Annotated in this window: 16 protein-coding genes; 8 read left to right on the top strand and 8 right to left on the bottom strand. The window is 51.7% G+C overall.

Going from position 1 to position 19,593, the window contains the following annotated elements; all coding sequences use genetic code 11:
- Positions 1-657: 657 nt before the first annotated feature.
- From BGK46_RS16885 to hemN, 4 genes are all read left to right on the top strand, one after another.
- A complete protein-coding gene (locus tag BGK46_RS16885; RefSeq protein ID WP_069591276.1) occupies positions 658-1,299 on the top strand; it encodes a class I SAM-dependent methyltransferase in 642 nt (213 codons plus the stop codon).
- On the top strand, positions 1,296-1,775 hold the full coding sequence (gene yihI / locus BGK46_RS16880; RefSeq protein ID WP_069591261.1) for a Der GTPase-activating protein YihI: 480 nt from the start codon (positions 1,296-1,298) through the stop codon (positions 1,773-1,775). The genes BGK46_RS16885 and yihI overlap by 4 nt, the downstream gene beginning before the upstream one ends.
- Positions 1,776-1,788: 13 nt before the next feature.
- Positions 1,789-2,283, top strand: coding sequence for a DUF2489 domain-containing protein (locus BGK46_RS16875; RefSeq protein WP_069591259.1), 495 nt, complete (start codon positions 1,789-1,791; stop codon positions 2,281-2,283).
- Positions 2,284-2,456: 173 nt separating this feature from the next.
- On the top strand, positions 2,457-3,830 hold the full coding sequence (gene hemN / locus BGK46_RS16870; RefSeq protein WP_069591257.1) for an oxygen-independent coproporphyrinogen III oxidase: 1,374 nt from the start codon (positions 2,457-2,459) through the stop codon (positions 3,828-3,830).
- Between the two features lie 50 nt (positions 3,831-3,880).
- Here hemN and add read toward each other — a convergent pair whose 3' ends face one another.
- The 6 genes from add to glnA form a co-directional block, all read right to left on the bottom strand.
- Complete coding sequence (add, locus tag BGK46_RS16865) at positions 3,881-4,882, bottom strand: adenosine deaminase (RefSeq protein WP_069591274.1); 1,002 nt, start codon at positions 4,880-4,882, stop codon at positions 3,881-3,883.
- 85 nt (positions 4,883-4,967) lie between these two features.
- Positions 4,968-7,511 carry a bifunctional diguanylate cyclase/phosphodiesterase gene (locus BGK46_RS16860; RefSeq protein WP_069591255.1) on the bottom strand — a complete coding sequence of 848 codons (2,544 nt, stop codon included), beginning with the start codon at positions 7,509-7,511 and terminating at the stop codon, positions 4,968-4,970.
- A 120-nt stretch (positions 7,512-7,631) separates the two neighbouring features.
- The gene (gene glnG / locus BGK46_RS16855) at positions 7,632-9,041 is read right to left on the bottom strand and encodes a nitrogen regulation protein NR(I) (protein WP_069591253.1); all 1,410 of its coding nucleotides are present in this window, start codon (positions 9,039-9,041) and stop codon (positions 7,632-7,634) included.
- On the bottom strand, positions 9,034-10,098 hold the full coding sequence (gene glnL, locus BGK46_RS16850; RefSeq protein ID WP_069591252.1) for a nitrogen regulation protein NR(II): 1,065 nt from the start codon (positions 10,096-10,098) through the stop codon (positions 9,034-9,036). The genes glnG and glnL overlap by 8 nt, the downstream gene beginning before the upstream one ends.
- 124 nt (positions 10,099-10,222) lie before the next feature.
- Entirely contained in the window at positions 10,223-10,780 is a 558-nt protein-coding gene (locus BGK46_RS16845; RefSeq protein ID WP_069591250.1) for a DUF4124 domain-containing protein, read from the bottom strand.
- A gap of 111 nt (positions 10,781-10,891) precedes the next feature.
- Positions 10,892-12,301, bottom strand: coding sequence for a glutamate--ammonia ligase (gene glnA, locus BGK46_RS16840; protein WP_069591248.1), 1,410 nt, complete (start codon positions 12,299-12,301; stop codon positions 10,892-10,894).
- 516 nt (positions 12,302-12,817) lie between these two features.
- Here glnA and typA point away from each other — a divergent pair.
- A complete protein-coding gene (typA, locus tag BGK46_RS16835) occupies positions 12,818-14,644 on the top strand; it encodes a translational GTPase TypA (RefSeq protein ID WP_069591246.1) in 1,827 nt (608 codons plus the stop codon).
- A 58-nt stretch (positions 14,645-14,702) separates the two neighbouring features.
- Here the strand turns inward: typA and BGK46_RS16830 are convergent, their stop codons facing one another.
- Complete coding sequence (locus BGK46_RS16830) at positions 14,703-15,338, bottom strand: DUF2959 domain-containing protein (RefSeq protein WP_139130810.1); 636 nt, start codon at positions 15,336-15,338, stop codon at positions 14,703-14,705.
- A 94-nt stretch (positions 15,339-15,432) separates the two neighbouring features.
- Between BGK46_RS16830 and BGK46_RS16825 the strand changes: the two genes are divergently transcribed.
- The 3 genes from BGK46_RS16825 to BGK46_RS16815 are packed head-to-tail and all read left to right on the top strand — an operon-like array spanning position 15,433 to position 17,737.
- Positions 15,433-16,362, top strand: a complete 930-nt coding sequence (locus BGK46_RS16825) for a virulence factor BrkB family protein (protein ID WP_175418676.1) — start codon at positions 15,433-15,435, stop codon at positions 16,360-16,362.
- Positions 16,334-16,768, top strand: coding sequence for a D-aminoacyl-tRNA deacylase (gene dtd / locus BGK46_RS16820; RefSeq protein ID WP_069591243.1), 435 nt, complete (start codon positions 16,334-16,336; stop codon positions 16,766-16,768). Before BGK46_RS16825 ends, dtd begins: the two co-directional genes overlap by 29 nt.
- A 24-nt stretch (positions 16,769-16,792) precedes the next feature.
- Complete coding sequence (locus tag BGK46_RS16815) at positions 16,793-17,737, top strand: bifunctional GNAT family N-acetyltransferase/hotdog fold thioesterase (protein ID WP_069591242.1); 945 nt, start codon at positions 16,793-16,795, stop codon at positions 17,735-17,737.
- A gap of 4 nt (positions 17,738-17,741) precedes the next feature.
- On the opposite strand, the gene BGK46_RS16810 is transcribed toward BGK46_RS16815, so the two are convergent.
- The gene (locus BGK46_RS16810; RefSeq protein ID WP_069591240.1) at positions 17,742-19,592 is read right to left on the bottom strand and encodes an AsmA family protein; all 1,851 of its coding nucleotides are present in this window, start codon (positions 19,590-19,592) and stop codon (positions 17,742-17,744) included.
- Between the last annotated feature and the right edge of the window lies 1 nt (position 19,593).

Below are 19,593 nucleotides of genomic sequence, written 5' to 3'. Positions count from 1 at the left end.
CCTCACCCTACTCGATGTTGCCTGACGTCTTACCCGCTTAGCGTTTGCCTTCGGTTTTTTACTCATACGAACCGACTCCACGCACCTGACCCTATTGACGCAGATGGCTGCACCGCGAAAAGAGCGACTTTTTTTGTAAGAGATCGCCCATAGATTGCCGTGAAAATAGATATAATCTATGCGAGACAATAAAATATAGTTATATTATTCAGTAATTTAACTTTTTAGGTTGTTTTTGTGTTCATTTTTTATGGCTGCAATTCTAGGCAATGACCATGGTTGTAGTATTCTATCCCCATCGACAGGACGTTGATGCATCCCCCGCATGGAGCGCGGGAAAAACGCTAGGAAGGTGACGCCACCACGGTGGTGCGCATGGAGCGCGTTAGCACAAGGAGTGTGATGCACGAGGACAGTGCCGTGGTTGTCATGATGACAAGGACGCAGGATGCGACTGTTAGGCAGGTAGCCACCACAGCAACAGGACGTTGATACAAAGGGCGCACAGCGCCATCAAGCAGGGACGAAAGACGTACCAGGACGGACGACACCCGCTTATATCGCTCAGGCGATACCGCGACAGGCTTTATGCCTGTCGCTTTTTTATTGACCCACTTTCTGCTACATTCGCGCCAGCTTCTGGCATTGAAGAATGATATGCAGCATTGCCCATTATGTGCGCACCAAGGCGTACACCCTTACCATAGTGATAAACAGCGAGCATACTTCCAGTGTGCAGTGTGTGAGTTAGTCTTCGTTGACCGTGATGCGTTGCTATCGGCAGATGACGAGAAGGCGATTTACGACTTACACCAAAACCATGCTGAGGATGAAGGCTATAAACGTTTTCTGTCCCGCCTGTTCACACCGTTAATGACACGGTTACCCCAACATGCTTACGGGCTCGATTTTGGTTGTGGACCGGGGCCGGTATTGGCGAGAATGCTGACTGACGCAGGGCACACGATGGCCTGCTATGATCCCTTCTATGCGCCAGATGCACAGGTCTTAGAGACGCAGTATGACTTTATTACCTGTACAGAAGCTATCGAACACTTTTATCAACCCGACGTGGCTTGGCAACAATGGCAAGCCATGCTAAAGCCCGGTGGATGGCTTGGGTTGATGACCAAGTTGGTCACAGACCAAGCGGCATTCTCACGTTGGCATTACAAAAATGACCCCACACACGTGAGCTTTTTTAGCCGTCATACTTTTGAGTTTTTAGCCGCACAATCGGGCCTTGCGCTTGAATTTGTTGGCAACGACGTAATTTTAATGAGGAAACCACTGTCATGACGCGTAAAAAGAAAACGCGCCGCGTAGGATCGGAAGGCCCGGCGCAATACGTAGATAAAAATCAGAATGAACAAGATCGCATTGCGCGCATGCTGAAAAAGCAGAAAAAGCGCAAAGGTAAAAAAGCCGGCTCGCGTCATTCGGAAGAAAGTAAAACGCAAACGCGCCGCAGCGGAGGTAATAAAGACCCACGCATTGGCAGTAAAAAGCCTATCCCACTCGGGACGGATGCGGTGAAACCAAAGCAGCCTAAACTCACGCCTGAGCAAGAGCTTGCCAAACTCGAGCAAGACCCTCAACTGAATGTGTTGTTGGATCGTATCGAAAACGGTGAGAAGTTAGGCTCTGGTCTGCAAGCGTATGTGGATGAGAAGCTCGATCGCATTGAAGTGCTGATGGATAAGCTTGGTTTACTCAATGACGACGACACTGATGAAGACGACCTGCTGGCGAAATTTGAACAACAGGACGACTAACGAGGAGTAACAGGTGCAGGATTGGATCTGGGTATTAGCCGGACTAGGCGGATTAATTATTCTCGGCCTATCCATTTATGCGGGGGTGTTGCTGGCTAAATTAAAACGCCAAAACACCTTACAAGCGCAGCAAAAAGAGGCTGCAATTGCCAAGCGCAACGATAAAATTGTCGAGAGTGTCGACGTGATTGCGTTTGCTGCACTTAACGATCAGTGTGATTTATCGGAAGCGGCGATTCGGCTCTATATGATCATGGATCATTTGCAAGGCGATAAACGGGTCGAGTTTGATAGCCGTTATCCCGCTTTGTTTGAGCTGTATGAGGCGGTGAAAGATACCCCACGCGGCGAGGCTCGCAGTGCGCTGAAAAAGAAAGAGCGTATGAAGTTTGACCTAGAACGGGCGAAACACGAAGCGCGCCTTGAGCAAGCGATCAAGGTCGAGTTGGCCGAGATTCTTGCGTTTACGGGCGGTCGCCATATCCCCGATCATATCCTGACCCATTAAAGCCAGTCGCGCGGTCTATCTTCTGACCGCGCAATACCCCTATAATTATTGGGCGAAACTCGATCTCACCGACATTTTCGCATCGCTAGCGCCGGTTAGTGCTCAACACATCACCAAAAGCTGTGGCACACTAGGCGCTGTTGTCCTGAGCGCTCTTTGCGGAATTGTAAGCCATGTCCTCACCACAAGTTATTTGGGATCAAGCCCTTATCAATAAGTACAACTATTCAGGGCCCCGCTATACCTCGTATCCTACCGCGTTAGAATTTCACGAAGCCTTTACGGCCGCTGAATTTGATATGGCCTGTAGCCAGTATCCTGACCGGCCCTTATCGCTCTACGTGCATATCCCGTTTTGCCATAAGCTTTGCTATTACTGTGGCTGCAATAAAGTGGTGACGCGCCATCAGCATAAAGCGGATGAATACCTGGATGCGCTAGAGCATGAAATTCGCCAGCGCGCGTTTTTGCTGGGCACGCGTCGCGTGACTCAATTGCATTGGGGTGGAGGGACGCCGACATTTTTAACCAAACCGCAAATATCCCGTTTGATGAACTTGTTGCGTCAAGAGTTTCACTTTGAGGCTGAGGCAGAAATCAGCATTGAGGTGGACCCGCGTGAAATTCCATTGGACATGCTTGATCATCTGCGCGGTGAGGGATTTAACCGTATTAGCATTGGCGTTCAGGACTTTGATAAAAAAGTGCAGCAGTTGGTCAATCGAGAGCAAGACGAAGACTTTATCCACGCCTTGGTTGAGCGTGCGCGTGAGCTGGGATTTCGGTCCACCAATCTTGATTTAATTTATGGTTTACCCACACAAACGCCAGCGGGTTTTGCCAAGACCTTAGAGCAAGTGCTAGCGATGCGTCCGGGACGTTTGTCGGTGTTTAATTATGCGCATTTGCCATCGCTGTTTGCTGCGCAGCGCAAAATTAAAGACGACGACCTCCCATCGCCAGATGCCAAGCTGACTATGCTGCAAGAGACCATCACCACATTAACCGATGCTGGCTACCAATTTATCGGCATGGACCACTTTGCTCTGCCCGATGATGAATTGGCTGTCGCTCAGCGCGAAGGGCGTTTACACCGCAATTTCCAAGGTTACACCACGCAAGGTGATTGTGACTTACTGGGGTTGGGGGTGTCGGCAATTTCGATGATTGGCGATTGTTACGCCCAAAACCAAAAGGACATGAAGCAGTATTATCAGCAAGTGGATGCTGAGCGCCATGCATTGTGCAAAGGCGTGATGCTAGAGCGCGATGACCGGATCCGCCGTGATGTGATCAAAGCATTGATGTGTAACTTTTTCTTGGATAAAGCCCAGATTGCGGCCGAGTATGACATCGACTTTGATGGCTATTTTGCCGAGGATCTGAAACTCTTGCAGTGTTTTGTCGATGATGGCTTGGTCGCCTTGACCGACACCAGCATTGCTGTGACCAAAACGGGGCGCATGTTGATTCGTAACATCTGTATGAGTTTTGATGTTTATTTACGGGATAGGGCTCGCCAACAACAGTTCTCGCGAGTGATTTAAACAAAAAAAACCGCCAAACGGCGGTTTTTTTGTGTCGCTTGGTTCGCAAATTAGCGGGCCGCGGCGTTGGCGGTCAGTGCCGCTTTCTCACTGTCAGACAAGAAAGCAATGGTCAGGCCATTTTCTTGCAGTGTGTGGATTTGCGCAGTAGTTAAGCCCGCAGCTGGGGCAGCCACTTCGTATTCATACGGGAGTTCAATGCCTTCGACGGCGGGATCGTCGGTATTTAACGAAGCCAGAATACCGTGATCGAGGAACTGACGTACCGGGTGCTGAGACAAATCCGCCACCGTACTGGTTTGAATGTTCGACGTTAGGCAGCTTTCAATCCCGATACGGTTTTCGGCCAAGTAGTCCATCAGTTTTGGATCCTCAATGGCTTTAACCCCGTGCCCGATTCGGGTCGCGCCGAGTTCATTAATGGCTTGCCACATGCTGGCCGCACCCGCGGCTTCACCCGCGTGCACGGTCACTTGCAGATCGCTGGCACGGACTTTGGCGAAGTGTTGGGTAAATTGATCGCCAGGTTGGCCCAGCTCATCACCGGCCAGATCGATGGCGACCAATTGATGTTTCTGGGTCAGCAAGGCATCTAGCTCCGCCATACAAGCTTGAGGGCCAAAAGTGCGGCTCATGATGCCAATCAGGTTGGTTTTTACGCCAAAGTCACGGCTACCGGCTTGCACGCCATCGACCACGGCTTCCACCACGCCTTCGAGAGGCAGTTGATGTTTCATCGCCATGTAGTAAGGCGAAAAGCGTAGTTCCGCATAATCAATGCGTGCGTTTAATGCGTCTTCGACGTTCTCATACGCCACACGGCGCACTGCATCCAAATCACCCAGCACGGCGACGCCCCAGTCCAGCTTGGACAAAAACGCGACCAGATCCGGTTCGTTTTCAACCACTTGCACGTGTGGGCGTAGCGCATCGATGTTGGTTGCCGGCAGAGGCATCGCGAATTTTTGCCCCAGATCTAAAATGGTCTCGATACGGATGTTGCCGTCCAGATGGCGGTGTAAGTCCGTCAAGGGTAGGTCTTTTCTTATCATCATCGGTTCCCAGCAGGTGAGTTGGCGCTCAGTATAGCGATTGACCATCACATCGTCAGTAGCCAGTATGCCGATGACGTGACAACTATCGCGTGGGGAGCTTATCCGTTACCCGTTCTGTTGGCAGTTCGGCCAAAGGAAGCGGCTTGGCAAACAAGAACCCTTGGGCGTAGTGGCAGCCAATTTCACGCAGTCGAATCGCTTCTTCTTGGGTTTCAATCCCTTCGGCAACGAGGTGGACGTCCATGCCACGGGTCATGGCTACTACGGCTTCAATGATGCGCTGGTTGGTCACATTTTCAGTCATCGAATGCACAAAGCTGCGATCGATTTTTAAGCTATCAAAGGCCATCTGGTGAAGGTATGCCAAAGACGAATAGCCGGTCCCAAAATCGTCGATGGCTATTTTGATGCCCAACGATCGGATTTTAGTTAACCCCGATGTCGCCAGTTGTTCGTGGCTCATCAGTTGAGATTCGGTGATCTCTAAGGTGAGGTTATCGGCGGGCAAGCGGGTACGCGATAGGACATCTTGCAACTTATCGATAAAATCAGCGGATAAAAGCTGGCGGGCGGATAAGTTTACGTGCAGCTGAAAATCCGCTGCCCACACGCCTTTTTCGATTTGGGCGACGGTATCGTACGCGGCCTGTTCAAGCACTTGCATACCAATTTGGTTGATTAAACCGCTTTGTTCGGCCACCGGAATAAATTCGGCGGGCGACACCATGCCCCGACTGGGACTTTCCCACCGGACTAGTGCTTCGGCGCCACAGAAACGGCCATCAACAAGACGCACAAGAGGTTGATAGTAAACCACAAATTCATGGTGCTGTACGGCATGATGAAGCTCGAGCAGCAAGCGCGACTGCTCTTGGACACGCGCTTGCATACTGGCCTCAAAGAAAACATAGGCATCGGTTTCACTGCGTTTTGCTTCACTCAGTGCCAATCCTGCGTGTTGCAAGCCTTCATAAATGGCATCGCCAAAGGTGTGGCCAAAGACTACCCCAGCACATGCATCGACCAAGACCTCATCGTTACCGATTTTGACCGGACGCTTGAACAGGCTGAGCAATTGATTCACCAAGGCTTCTGACTGAGTGCGATTGGTGGTGTTGGGGGCCAGCACTGCAAACTCATCACCGCGAATCCGTGACACCAACATCCCAGTGCCATCCGCGAGATCGGTTAAGCGCTGAGCAATGGTGCACAGGAGTTGATCGCCGCCGTCTTGGCCTAGACTGTCGTTGATGTTGCGAAACCCGTTGATGCCGAGGATCACTAAAGTGTTGGGCGCGTGATAGCGGATGGTGTTGGCTTGTTCTAATAAGCCTTCTCGGGTGTACAAACGGGTTAAGTTGTCTTGACGGACCTGTAGACGTAATGCATTGAACGAGTCCTGCACTTTGTCGGACATGTTGTTAAAGGCATCTTTAAGAATGGCGATTTCTCGCAAACTGGCAGAGGTGTTGATCCGATACGTCAGGTTCCCTGAAGCAAGCTTGGCGGCAGCTTCCGCGGTATCGCGCAAAGGGCGGGTGAGCTGGCGAATAATCAAATACACCACCATTAACCCAACTAGCGCCATGGCTATCACCAGGTAGACACTGATCTTTTGTTGGTTGAGTAAGCTCTCCAGCAATAACTGATCGGGCAAGGCTACCACCACATACCAGTCGTGCTGGAAAGGTGCCGCCATATCTACCTTCTTGATCGTGCCGTAAAAATTGCCCTGATCGGCAATCTTAAAATAAAAAGGCTGCCCTAATTGCGAGGGTGCAGGAGGCCAGTCATCAGAGATATTCCTGATAGTATTGTTGAGGACTGAGTTATTAGGAACGCCGGGAAAATGAAGAATATTGGTCGGGCTGTCTTGGCCGCTGTGTGCCAGCATGCGCCCTTCCCTATCGACAATAAACAAGGCACCGCCCAGCTTTTGCTGACGCTCACTTAAAAACTGATTGAAAGCGGTGAGTTTAATGTCGCTGGCAACCACGCCCCATACTTTGTCGTTTATTTGGATGGGGGCAATGGCAGAGAGCGAGACTTCTCCCACCTCATCGGCATCGCGATAAATATCGGTCCAGCGTGGCTGCTCACGGTTAAAGGCAGGAATATACCAAGGGCGCACACGGGGATCGTAATCTCCGTCTTGATAAATCACATTGGATAAAGGCGTACGCCCATCGAAGATGCGCAAGGCGCGGTCGGTATCATCACTGCGCTCCATGAGGATGTATTGGCCACTAGCGCTTTTGCGGTAGCCGTAATAGTCGCCGCGGGCATCGACACCAATGCTCAACACCTGCATATGAGGCATGGCTTGAAAAAGGGAGGTATAGCTGTTGAGCAAGTAATTGCGAATGTCTTGTGGGGTGGGATTGCGATCTTTCGCCCACGCTGCCACGCTGTCAGCGACAAAGACATTGGCGTAAAACGGATTTTCGAGGTATTGACGTAAGTCCTGCTCAATCCCCTGAGAGTAGTCGGTAAGCAGTAACTTACCGACGAAACGCGAACTGGACTGGTAATGATTGTTGATTGTAAAAACGATCACAATCAGTGTCAGCGTGAGTAGGAGAAACACGGGTAACATGACAGCTGCTCGAATCGAAAGGGGACGCATGTTTCTCATTAGTACAACAACTTAACTCTTCTTAAGAACCCAACACAATTGGCGGATTGTACCCCAATCGCTGTTATTAAATTTAGCAGAGGTTCAAAGTGTTTGAGTTTTAATAATGAGTCATGACTCAATATTAAGCTCTTTTAGCTTACGGGTGAGTGTATTTCGTCCCCATCCGAGTATTTTCGCTGCATCCTGCTTGTGACCATGGGTGTGTGCCAGTGCTGACTCCAACAATATGCGCTCAACACTCGGCAGTGCTTGTTGCAAAATGCCGTGTTGGCCGCTGGCAATCGCATGCTCTGCCCATTGCGCCAATGCGTGCTGCCAGTCTTGCTCTTCGTTCTCAGCGAGGCGGGTGGGCTGATGAAGCAGCTCGCGAGGTAAGTCGCTGGGTAAGACCTCATTGCTACTGGCCATGACGGTTAACCATCGGCAGGTATTTTCTAGTTGACGCACATTCCCCGGCCAAGGTAGTTGGCTCATGATGGCTTTGGTATCTGGATGGAGCTGTTTGGCTTCGACACCGAGCTCTTCCGCGGCGCGGGCGAGAAAATACTGACACAATTGCGGAATATCTTGGCGTCGGTCTTTAAGAGACGGTAAATGGACGCGAATGACATTCAGGCGGTGGAACAAGTCTTCTCGAAATGCGCCTTCGGCCACCAAGCGCTCTAAATCTTGGTGAGTGGCGGCGATGATCCGCACATCCACATCCACGGCGGCGTGACCACCGACGCGATAGAATTGGCCATCGGCCAGCACACGCAGCAAACGTGTTTGCACATCCAGTGGCATATCGCCAATTTCATCGAGGAATAACGTGCCGCCATTGGCTTGCTCAAACCGTCCTTGGCGCACCGAGTTTGCACCGGTAAAGGCGCCTTTTTCGTGGCCGAACAGTTCAGATTCAATCAAATCTTTGGGAATCGCGGCCATGTTGAGGGCGATAAAAGCATGGTCAGCGCGGGGGCTATGGCGGTGCAATGCTTGCGCCACTAACTCTTTCCCTGTGCCAGATTCACCGTTAATCAAGACTGAAATCGATGAACGAGAAAGACGACCTATAGCGCGAAACACTTCTTGCATGGCGGGCGCTTCACCAATGATTTCTGGCATGTCCGCTTGAGAAGGCTGGGTGGTTTGCTGCTTTTGCTGCTCTTTGCGATGTGCCAGTGCACGCTCGACTAAGGCTAGGGCTTCATCAATATCAAATGGCTTCGGCAGATACTCGAATGCGCCCTTTTTGTAAGCATTCACCGCGGCATCCAAATCTGAGTGTGCGGTCATAATGATCACTGGCAAATCCGGATGTTGCTCATGAACACGATGGAGAAGGGCGAGCCCATCCGTGCCCGGCATGCGGATATCGGAGACCAACACATCGGGTGTTTGCTCGCGGAGTGCGCTTAACACACTGTCGGCATCACAAAATGTCTGGCACGCTAAATTGGCGGCGCTTAAGGTGCGCTCCATGACCCAACGAATGGAACTGTCATCATCAACAATCCAGATGGTTCCTTTACTCATGCGTGGTGTCCTTTTCAATAATCGGTAATTGGATGATAAAGCAGGTGTGCCCTGGCCAGCTATTAACCTCAATCTTTCCTTTATGCTGATCAATGAGGTGGTGGGTAATCGCAAGCCCGAGGCCATTTCCGTTCACTTTGCTGGTGACCATAGGGTAAAACAAGGTGTCTTGTAGCTCGGGGCTGATGCCCGGCCCATTATCGATAATCTCGATTTGTGCCACGACACGATGACGCATGCCATGAATCACGGTTTGAAACCCTGTGCGTGTACGCAAGGTAATTTGTCCATCGGCTTGCTCGCGCACCGCGTCGGCAGCATTGGCCACCACGTTGAGAATCGCTTGCTCAAGTTGTTCGGGATCCATGTCAAAATCCGGCAAGCTAGGGTCGTAGTCGCGAATGATATCGACCGCGCCCTGCGTGTCGAGATTGACTAACTGACGGACCTTTTCCAGCACCACATGAATATTTTGCTTTTGTCGCAGCCCCGGACGCTGCGGGCCCAGTAGTCGGTCGACGAGATTACGCAGCCGGTCCGCTTGTTCAATGATGATTTGGGTGTATTCGGCCAAGCTCGCATCGGGCAACATTTTTTCCAGCAGCTGTGCCGCGCCACGTAAGCCACCGAGCGGGTTTTTTATTTCGTGCGCTAATCCTCGGACTAATTCTTTGGCCGCTTGTTGCTGTGCTTTTTGGGCGAGCTCTTTACTGATCCGTTGCTGCTGGCTAACCACATTGACTTCGAGCAGGATTTTTCCGCCGTCTGGGTCATCAAATAGCGGACTCGCGCTAAGTTGGACTTTTTGTGGTTGACCGTCGACCACCCAAGTCACATCACTGTCGGTCAAGCTCTGTCCGGCTTGTGTGGTACTGACGATGTGTGACCAATCCACACTGGCATGTTGGAGCTGTTCTGTGAGCGGCTGGTTAACTAAACGGCGGACACTTTGGTGCATCAGCTGCTCAGCGGCTGCATTGGCGTACAAAATACGCCATTGTGTGTCGACCACGACAATGGCCGTTAGCAGATGATCGAACAGTTGCCCTGGCATCATGTGCGGCTGAATCCTTGTTTGCACTATAATGGTGCATTGAGTGTAATCAAACTCTGTACACCGTGCAGCCCCCGTCGGTGGCTTTGTGAACTCAATCGGTTGTCATCAGGCGATAACCGCCTCACTAGTGCGTCTGACGCGACGGTTGATTGAGATGTGCACGGTGCAAAAAGAAACGATGAACGGGAGATAATGCAATAACCTTGCCGTTTTCAATGTATTGCACTTGCACCGAGTGAGTGCCCCGATCGACTGGCTCAATATACCAATGCAACGTTCGCTGATCTCGCTGTGTGGTTTGCTGGGGGGAAAGCGCTACCTTTGCACCATCGAGGAGCAATACTACCGACTCTGTGGCTGCATGGACGGGACGGACTGATGCCGAGACTGTGAGCTTACCGGGATTGCTGCGCAAGGTCGCACCTTCAGCAGGGTGGAGCAGTGAGAGCGCCACGGCGATGTCCGGCTCGGTTGAGGGAGAGGCCGGTGTCAGGCTCGATGAAGGTGAGACCGGCGGCGTGGATGGCGTAAAGGATGTCACCGTATGCTCAGTGACCGATATCTCGCCAACCGGCCGCGTATCACTGAGATGCAAAACCCCTTGCGCATCGGTCCATTGATAGACGCTGGTGGCTGCACAAGGCAGTGTGATAAGCAACCAAGTTACGAGAAACCATTTCATGTTTGTTGTGCCTTGTCACGGTAAAACACTGAGTGTAAAACGGCATTAGGCGGGCTCAAGCATAAAAAAGCCCACCTGCGAGGTGGGCCGTAATTTCTGTTGGTGGGCGCTTTACACTGAGTAGTAAAGTTCGAACTCAACAGGGTGCGTGGTCATTTGGATGCGCTCCACGTCACCGGCTTTTAGGCCAATGTAAGAGTCGATAAAGTCATCCGAGAACACGCCACCAGCCGTCAAGAATTCACGATCGGCATCAAGGGCTTGCAAGGCTTCTTTCAAGGACTCGGCAACGGTTGGGATTTCCGCCGCTTCCTCTGCGGGTAAGTCGTACAAGTCTTTATCCATCGCATCGCCTGGATGGATCTTGTTTTTAATCCCGTCAAGACCAGCCATCAGCATCGCAGCAAAGCACAGGTATGGGTTCGCAGACGGATCGCCAAAGCGGACTTCGATACGACGTGCTTTCGGGCTCGGCACCACCGGAATACGGATAGACGCAGAACGGTTACGCGCGGAGTAAGCCAGCATGACAGGCGCTTCAAAACCGGGAACCAGACGCTTGTAGGAGTTGGTTGAAGCGTTGGCAAAGGCGTTGATGGCACGCGCATGCTTGATGATACCGCCAATGTAGTAAAGAGCGGTTTCGGACAGGCCACCGTACTTGTCACCGGCAAACAGGTTTTGACCGTCTTTCGCGAGTGATTGGTGTACGTGCATGCCCGAGCCGTTATCACCAACCAGTGGCTTTGGCATAAAGGTTGCGGTTTTACCAAAGGCGTGCGCGACGTTATGCACGACATACTTGTAGATCTGAATTTCGTCCGCTTTGGTGGTCAGAGTGTTAAAGCGGGTTGCGATCTCGTTTTGTCCTGCGGTTGCCACTTCGTGGTGGTGCGCCTCAACCACGAGGCCCATTTCTTCCATCACTAATGACATGGCAGAGCGGATATCTTGTGATGAATCCACAGGGGCAACTGGGAAGTAGCCGCCTTTTACGCCCGGACGGTGGCCTTTGTTACCGCCTTCCAGCGCCGAGCCCGAGTTCCAGCTCGCTTCGACATCATCAATTTTGTAGAAAGAGCCAGCCATATCGGTGGCGAACTTCACGTCATCGAACAAGAAAAACTCTGGTTCAGGACCGATCAGGACGGTATCAGCAATGCCAGTTGCGCGCATGTAGTCTTCGGCACGTTTGGCAATCGAGCGAGGGTCACGCTCATAACCTTGCATGGTTGAGGGCTCAAGAATATCACAGCGAATGTTGAGCGTGCTTTCTTCGGTAAATGGGTCCAGCACGGCTGAGCTTGGGTCAGGCATCATAATCATGTCTGATTCGTTGATGCCTTTCCAACCGGCGACGGATGAGCCATCAAACATTTTGCCTTCTTCGAAAAAGTCAGCATCGATTTGGTGTGAAGGAATAGAGACATGCTGCTCTTTACCCTTAGTATCGGTAAAGCGCAGATCGATGAATTTCACCTCGTTCTCTTGGATCAATGCGAGCACGTTTTCTACTGACATGTGAAATAACCTCCGGTGTCAAAATAAAAGGGTAAGCTGGGTTTGCTCCTTGCACAGTACAAAGCGAAAACTGTGCCAACAATTTTAAACGTGCTAATTGCCCCATTGACGGGCAACGCGACGATTAATGGGCACCGAAACACTGTCTGTATGCACCATTATTGTGCATCAATGCATTGCTATGGTGCAAATAACTCGGCAGTGGTGTTGGATTCGCACGACAGCCGTGCAGCCCTCGAAGTTATAGCAGACAAATGGCGGTGAGAGTGTGGTCTGCCTTTAAAAATTCATCTTGGTCTTTTTCTCACTGAGCCGTTGTATTTGCTTAATAATTCACCAGCGTGAACACAAGAGTCCGTCATTGTCTTTGCGCTGATTCACATATTTAGGTGGGTTTTGCGACAAAATCTGGTACATTACGGCCGTTTTTTTAATCAGGTGGCGGCACCGTCGTGGTAGGTGTGTTTAACCCAAGGTTCGGCGCGCGCCCCCGTCTATCGAGTGAAAAGAGAGTCCATGACCAACTTACAGACTGATAAATTGAGAAATATCGCCATTATTGCCCACGTTGACCACGGTAAAACCACGCTAGTGGATAAGCTGCTGCAGCAGTCCGGCACGCTAGCAACCCGCGGTGAAGTGGAAGAGCGTGTCATGGACTCGAACGACATTGAGAAAGAGCGTGGCATCACCATTTTGGCGAAAAACACCGCCATTAACTGGAATGACTACCGTATCAACATCGTCGATACTCCTGGACACGCCGACTTCGGTGGTGAAGTAGAGCGTATCATGTCGATGGTTGACTCTGTGTTGCTCGTGGTTGATGCGGTTGACGGCCCAATGCCACAAACACGTTTTGTCACCCAAAAGGCATTTGCACACGGTCTGAAGCCAATTTTGGTTATCAATAAAATTGACCGCCCAGGTGCGCGTCCTGATTGGGTTATGGATCAGGTATTCGATCTGTTTGACACCTTGGGTGCGACAGACGAGCAGCTAGATTTCCAAGTGGTTTACGCATCCGCACTAAACGGTTGGGCGAGCCTAGACGAAGCCACCGAAGGCGAGAACATGGAACCGCTGTTCAATGCGATCGTTGATAACGTTGCAGCGCCGGATGTTGACATCAACAGCCCATTCCAAATGCAAGTCTCTCAGCTGGACTATAACTCTTACAAAGGCGTTATCGGTGTTGGCCGTATTACTCGCGGCTCAGTGAAGCCTAACCAACAGGTGACCATTGTTAGCGCCGACGGCAGCAAGCGTAACGGTAAAGTAGGTGGCGTACTGGGCTACTTGGGCCTTGAGCGTAACGACGTTGAGCAAGCGACAGCGGGTGACATCATTGCTATCACCGGTCTTGGCGAGCTGAAAATTTCAGATACCATCTGCGATCCAAGCAATGCAGAAGCGCTGCCACCGTTGACCGTCGATGAGCCAACTGTAACCATGACTTTCCAAGTTAACACCTCGCCATTTGCGGGTCTGGAAGGTAAATACGTTACGTCGCGTAACATTCTTGAGCGTCTGCAAAAGGAATTGGTACACAACGTTGCACTGCGCGTTGAAGAAACGGATAACCCAGATAAGTTCCGCGTATCCGGTCGTGGTGAACTGCACCTGTCTATCCTGATCGAAAACATGCGTCGTGAAGGCTACGAGCTTGCGGTATCACGTCCAGAAGTGATCATCAAAGAAGAAGATGGTCAAAAACTGGAACCGTTTGAAACCGTGACCATTGACGTACTGGAAGAGCACCAAGGCGGCGTGATGGAGAACATCGGTCTGCGTAAAGGTGAATTAACCAATATGTTGCCTGACGGCAAAGGCCGTGTCCGTATGGACTTTATGATGCCGTCTCGTGGCCTGATTGGCTTCCAGACTGAGTTTTTGACCCTGACCTCGGGCTCTGGCTTGATTTACCACACGTTTGACCACTACGGCCCATTTAAAGGCGGTGATATCGGTCAACGTGTTAACGGTGTACTGATTTCTAACGCGGCGGGTAAAGCACTGACTTATGCTCTGTTTAACTTGCAAGAGCGTGGCCGTCTGTTTGCTGAGCACGGTGATGAAGTGTACGAAGGTCAAATCATCGGTATTCACAACCGTTCTAACGATCTGACCGTTAACTGCTTGAAAGGTAAGCAGCTAACCAACGTACGTGCGTCTGGTACTGATGATGCACAGGTACTGACACCTGCCATCAAGTTTACCCTTGAGCAAGCGCTTGAGTTTATCGATGACGATGAGCTGGTGGAAGTGACACCAGAAAGCATCCGTATTCGTAAGAAGTTACTGACTGAAACTGAGCGTAAGCGTGCAGGCCGTAAAGGCTAAACCGTGAATGCGAAGCGTCAAAAAGGCACCCTCGGGTGCCTTTTTTTTTGCCTACGGATTAATTAAGGGTTTGAATAAACCGATCGGACGCTTGAATGGCACGCTGCATATCGGCAATAGCGCGATCGATATCACCGGCGAGATTTTTGAACTCGCCTTGGAGTGCACCGATGGCGCGTGCATTCAGATTGTGTTTCAGATATAAGCGGTTATCTTGCAGCGTATTTAGCACGGGTGTCATGGTGCGTTCGGCGCGTTGCATGGCATCATACAAGCGCTGATACTCGGCTTGTGTGGCTCGCAAACGCTGGGCACTCTCGCGTTTGAGGCGTGGATTGGTGTATAGCGCCAGCTCCTCGTCCCACTCAGCAAATAAGGCCTGCGCCACGGCGTCCAAGGCATCAATGCGGTCACGAACCTGAGTCACTGCTGCTTCACTTTTTTGATATTGCTTATTGACTGTATCGTAAGCAGCTTGTAACTCGCCGCCATCAAACTGCGTCAATGTGGTCAATGCTTCAAGCGCGTCGTTAAACTGGGTTTGTGCCTCTTGCTGCGCACTGGCAGCATCTTCAACACGATCGACCATGATATCGCGCTTATGAACGCCGACTTGCTCCATCGCTGCGTAATAGGCAGACTGACAGCCGGTCATCAGGGTTAAACTGGTCAAAAATAGTAGCACGGCCCGCACAGGCAACTCCTTGGTTATAAATCATGTACACTGAATAAGCGTAAGGCTAACACAAGGTTAGGAACAAGGTATGCTCGATAATCCGCTGCGTGACATGCCCTCATGGCAATGCTCACGTGACTGGCTACAGGCCATGGTTCGTCATTTGTGGCAACGAATGGGAGAAGATAGGCTCACCGTGAGCGCCGGCTATATGGCCTATGTCACCTTGTTGTCCTTGGTCCCGCTTGTCACCGTGGTGCTGTCTGCTTTCTCGAGTTTTCCCGGCTTTTCGCAAGTGGGCGAAACACTGCAGCAGTTTGTGATCAAGAATTTCGTCCCAGCGGCGGGCGAAATTGTCGCGCGTTACCTTAATGAGTTTGTCGCCAACGCGGGCAAGATGACCGCGGTGGGGGTCTGCTTTTTGTTCGTGGTCGCCATTATGCTCATTTCTGCCATTGATAAGAGCTTGAACCACACCTTTAAGATTAAGACCAAGCGACCAATGATGATCGCCTTTTCGATCTACTGGATGGTGCTGACGCTGGGCCCTATCTTGATTGGTACCAGCATTGCCTTAAGCTCGTATTTGACGTCGCTATCGCTCTTACAAAGTGGCGTCGCCAGCGACTTATTAACCACCTTGCTGCGTGGATTACCCTTTGTGTTAACCACGCTCACGTTTATGGGACTGTATACGCTGGTGCCGAATACCCGAGTGCGATTGCGCCATGCGTTAGTGGGCGCGGCAGCTGCCAGCATTTTGTTTGAATTGAGCAAAAAAGTGTTCGCGTTGTATGTCACGCACTTTCCTTCGTATCAGCTGATATACGGTGCACTGGCCGTGGTGCCGATTTTATTTGTTTGGGTGTATTTTAGCTGGTGCATTGTGTTGTTTGGTGCTCAAGTGACGGCCACCTTGCATGAGTCGGCACTGTGGCGACCTCAAGGGGATGCGGCGCCGCGAGACACACCTGTCCCTGCTGTGATTGAAAATGAAGACAATAAGGAGCGTTATGATCGCCTTAATTCAACGCGTGAGTGAAGCGAACGTCACGGTTGAGGGCAATACCCTCGGTACCATTGGCAAAGGGCTGGTGGTGCTATTAGGCGTAGAAAAAGGGGATACCGATGCGCAGGCTGCCAAACTGGCGCACAAAGTCACTGGCTATCGGGTGTTTGAAGACGATGCCGGCAAAATGAACCTCAATGTTGCTCAGGCTGGAGGCGAGCTGCTGGTGGTCTCGCAGTTCACCCTTGCAGCCGATACTAAAAAAGGGATGCGTCCGAGCTTTTCAGGCGCGGCGCCGGAAGAGGCGGCACGTTTGTACGATTTGTTTTGTGATCACTGTCGCCAAGCGGGGCTTCAGACCCAAACTGGGCAGTTCGCCGCAGACATGAAAGTGAGTTTGGTCAATGATGGACCGGTCACATTTTGGCTTCAGGTTTAACCAGCCTAACAGGGAGAGACAGGCATGTTCCGAATGGTGACGCCACAAACAGAGCAAGATCTGGCGCGGTATTACGATTTTCGTTATCGCATGCTACGCGAGCCTTGGCATGCACCGCGTGGCTCTGAACGCGACGCGTATGACGTCAGTGCTTGCCATCGAATGATTGTCGATGGCAATGGCGAGCCTGTAGCGATTGGGCGGTTGTATCTGACCCCAGATAACGACGGTCAAATCCGTTATATGGCGGTTTCACCGGACTATCGCAGCCGAGGCCTGGGCGCGTTGGTACTGATGGCATTAGAGTCGTTAGCGCGCCAAGAAGGGGCCAAGCGCTTAGTCTGTAATGCGCGTGAGGACGCGGTCAGTTTTTATGCCAAGCATGAATTTATTAGCCAAGGTGAGTTGAGTGATGAGCGTGGCCCTATCCGACACCAACAAATGGTGAAGCATTTAGATCCACTGTCGGATGTCGTGCGTCGACCTGAATGGTGCGCTGAGCTACAAAGGCGCTGGCAGCACCAGATCCCCATTAGTGACAAAATGGGGGTCAAAATCACTCAATTTACCGGCTATCGCTTCGAAGTGTGCGCCAACCTCAATGCCAATCTAAACCCGCATCACACCATGTTTGCAGGCAGCATTTTCAGCCTTGCCACGCTCGCCGGTTGGGGCATGGTGTGGTTGCTGATGAAAGAGCGTCAGCTGAGTGCGGATATTGTGCTCGCAGACAGCCATATTCGCTATCGTCGCCCGGTGGCAGAGCGTCCCCGTGCCAGCGTGTCGTTAGACAGTTTAAGCGGCGATCTAGACCGACTCGAAAACGGGCGTCGAGCGCGGGTGACGCTAGAAGTGGCGTTTTTCAGTGGTGATGAACAGGCAGGAGTGTTCACGGGCACCTATGTCTTACTGCCATCGGATGATGCGGCAACGACGCAGCCGGCCCCGCAACTGGCTCTGCTGCGTTAGCGCCTTATTCGCTGAGGTTAGGCTCTGTCGCTTGATAAATCGGCCAGCGGAGTGACAGGGTTTGCTCGCCGCTGAGCGTGGCGCGAATGTCACCGCGATCGGCATTGAGCGTCAGCGATGCAAAAGGTAGCGGAACCAAGTGGCTTGCCTCAGGCAGGACCGTCTCCCCTTTCAACCAGTGTGCGAGCCGAATAGACCAAGGTTGATCCACAGATGGGTCTGTTTGCGCCGCAGCGCTGTCGAGAAAAGTGACGGCTAACTGACCGTTCAACCCCACCTTAAAACTGTGCGCGTCTGCCGCCAGCCCTGACCATTGCCCCTCAATATCGTGAAAGCCGTCTAGCGGTAGTGGCCAATCGAACCAAGCATGGTAAATGGACAAGGGAATTTGCAAACCGTCAACGGCCAGTGACCAAGGTCGGCTCGGTGCGGCGAGATTGATCTGCCCAGACAGCGCCAGTTGGCCATCGGGAAAACCCAGTAAAAATTGGTGCAGCTGAAGCTTACGATCATGAGCCTCAAGACGCAGGTAGGGCTCTGCGAGCCACTGCTGGTTAATACTTGCATGGTTGGCGCTGGCTGTAATGAGACCATTGACTAGCTCGCCATCGCGGATCTCAAGAGATTGGCCATCCACATCAATGCCACTGATTTTGGTGGCAAAGTCAGGGGATAAGTTAAGCCACTCGTTATGCTTTAGCTGTAAACTGGTGATGCTCAGTTGGGTCGGTATACCGGGTAACAAGTCTTGAAGGGGATCAAGCTCTTGGCGAGAGAGGGTTAAACCGTTGGCTTGAAAACGGTCTATCTGCCAATTGTTCTGGGTGAATTGGCCAGACACAGCAAAAAAGCCCTCCTGCAATTGGCTGGTGAGCTGATTGACGATCACTGCGTTATCTCGCCACTCGATATCGCCCAGCGGCTGTTCCCAAGTTTGGCCTTGCCAGCGCAGATAATCGGCGTTGAATGACAATCGCATCGCCGGTTGATACCACCAAGGCGCGTTGGGGGCGAAACGAAGATTTTGCGCCGAGAAGGTTAATTGGTTCACCGACAGGAGATGCGTTTCTGCGCTGAGTTGTCTTACGTCGGCACGGGCGACGGTTAACACGGTATCGTGAGGCCAAGCCGCGAGTGCTTGCGCGAGGATCTGGCGGGTTTTCTCGCTATCAATCACCGCATCGCTGATAGTGAGTTGCTCGAGCGCGAGAGTGCCGGGTTGCCAATGACCTTGCGCACTGATTGCAGCGCGTTGCCACTGCATCGAGGCGCCTAGAATCTCCCACCCTTGGTCACTCGGTTTCGCATCCAGTAGTAATTGGGTTAAGGCGATACCTTGTCCGTTAAGCGAGCCTATTTCCCATTGTGCTCGTCCTTTCACTGTGCCATAGGCTTGGGAGCCTTTTTGCCAATTATCGAGTTGTGCACGTACATTGGTGGCTTGCCAGTGCGGCGTGTGTAGGGTGACATCACTTAGTAGCACTCGACCAATAGTCAGCCCTTGAGGTAATTCCTGCAATGGGTTGGCGTCCAGCGCATCAAGGTCAATATCCATACCATCAATGCGTAGCCAAGCAATGTGTGGAAAGGTCGCGGGGTCTATATAAAGTTGTAGTTTGTCCGCATGCCAATCGGTTTGGGAGGCTTGATAATCCGGTTGAATCAATGTCAGTTGCAGCGGTGAGCGCCAGTGATACCCCACTTGTGCCGCGGTGAGTTTACCGGGTAACAGGGTCTGGGAGACGGTATTAAAGACAGGTGTGCTGTAACGGGTATGCAAAAGCACCACAACCACGAAAAGCGCGGTGACAATCAGGATGATCAAGCTGGCAATCAGTTTGGCCAGGATGCGCATG

This window comes from Salinivibrio sp. SS2 (assembly GCF_001722075.1).
Lineage (GTDB): Bacteria > Pseudomonadota > Gammaproteobacteria > Enterobacterales > Vibrionaceae > Salinivibrio > Salinivibrio proteolyticus.
Note: the sequence above shows the minus strand (reverse complement) of the source record. Positions and strands in the feature narration are given on the sequence as shown.